Below are 1,929 nucleotides of genomic sequence, written 5' to 3' on the forward strand. Positions count from 1 at the left end.
TCGTCCGCGTCGTCCGCGTCGTCCGCGTCGTCCGCGTCATCCGTGTTGTTCCGGCCATCCCCACCGGTCGGCCGGGGCCGCGAGCCGGCACCGCCGGCTGGGCCGCTCATCCGGCCCTTGGACAGATCCGTGCTGGACACCGCACGGGCCTGATCCTCCCGGGCCTGCCCGGGAGGCGGCCCCCAGAGCTGCTCCTCGGAGCGCCAGATCTGCTCCTCCGGCTCCTGGGCCGCCTCGATCGGCTCCCGCAGCCGGGATCCGGCCGGCGGCCCAGCCCCGGCAGTGGCACCAGGCCCGAAAAGAGGATCATCGTGCTGCCCTCGGCCACGCACCGGCCCGGAGTCCCGAGCCTCCGGCAACGCGAAAGAAGCATGATCGCGTCGCCTCCGGCCGGACAGCGACCCGCGGATCCGGGCCTCCGGCAACGCGAAAAAAGCATCATCGCGCCGCCTCCGGCCAGGGGGACCCGCGTCCGCCACAGGCTCGACCGCCGAGCGTCCCCGCGGGCTCGGTTCCTGCTCGGACACGTCTTCCTCCCGTTTCTGCCCGATGACGGTCACCCGGCTCCGGCCGACCGGGGATCCGGCCCGGTGGGCCGGGGATCCGGCCCGGTGGGCCGGCCGGAGCCGGGGCCCGGAATCCGGCACGCGCAGCGCCGGCCGGCACCTGCCCGGCTCGTGACGTCTTGTCCTCCGTCACTCCTGGTCGTACCACGTGGCCGGACGGCGCGCGCGGCCGCTTCCGCCTCCTGGAAGACAATCACGTCCGGTGGAACCCGGTCCCCGCGGGCATGGCTCCCGCGGGCACGGCCGATCACGTCGGCTCCTCGGTCCGGCCGGGCAGCCGGGCCGGCACCGGCGGGATCATCCGCCATGACGGCCACGCCGCAGCAGCCAACCGCCGACACACGCGAGCGACCCGGCCACCAGGGTCAGGACCAGCCCCGACGCGGGAACGACGCTGATCTGGTTGGCGGAGAGGGCCCGAAAGGACGACAGCGAGGCCGGTCCGGCGACCAGATCCATGACAGCGAACACGGCGACTCCCGCCCCCAGCAGCATCGCCACCGTGCCGCCCGAGCCGCCCGTGCCGCCCGAGCGGCGGCCGGCCACATGCGCCGCACCGATCACCATCAGGACGACCGCCAGCATCAGAGTGATCCTTCCATCACCAACCGTCAGGCCGGTGAACGTACGGCTCTCCTCGCCGTCACTGATCGTGCTCCAGGGCAGGGTGGCGGCAATCCCGCCGAGGCCACCGGCGATGGTCAGGAGCATGCCGGCGAACCGGCCACCGGGTTCCGTACCGACATCGGGCTCCGGCTCCACGGGCGAACGCGGGCGCGAGCCGCCCGGGCCCGCACCGGACGCGGGTCGCGCGCCCCTCGCGGGCTGTGTGACCTGCGGGGGGTATGACTGCGCCTCTTCGGATGGCTGATCGTCCAGCGTGTCCCCGCGGGGTACACCGCTGCCAGGCGAGCGGCCGGCGGGCGATCCTTCCTCGGGCAGCTCGCCGCCGGGGCGGCCGGTGGCAGGCTCGGCGGGCCCGGGCGCCGGGGACCGCCCCGAGGAGGCGTCACGTGGCGTGACCCGCACTGGGGAGAGCACGACTGTGAAGTCGGAATCGGGCCGGACACCGGCATCACCGGTCTCCGGCCGGGGTCCGTGCCGCCCCGGTGCCTGGCGGCTGAAATACCCGGTCGCGCCCGCGCCGGTGGCCGGGTAGACCGACCGCGGTTCGTCGCCGGGCCGTGCCGTCGCCCCGGCCGGCCCGGTGGCCTCGCTCCCCGCCGCGGTCGCCAGACCGGTCAGCGTCCGCCGGCTGATCCGCGATGTCTGCTCCCATGACGCCGGGTCGTCCTCCGCCGGCGGCACCGGCACGTCCGGCGCGGGAGGTGCCGGAGCCAGACCGCTGCGGTCCCCGTGCTGG

The 1,929-nt window shown here is 75.2% G+C and carries 1 protein-coding gene; it reads right to left on the reverse strand.

Features of this window, described 5'->3' with window-relative positions; translation table 11 throughout:
- Positions 1-863: 863 nt before the first annotated feature.
- Positions 864-1,929: hypothetical protein (locus tag AC5LUJ_RS13840; RefSeq protein ID WP_493465052.1), on the reverse strand; the 1,066-nt coding region annotated here is incomplete at its 5' end.

Source organism: Protofrankia sp. CiP1_Cm_nod3 (assembly GCF_982290655.1).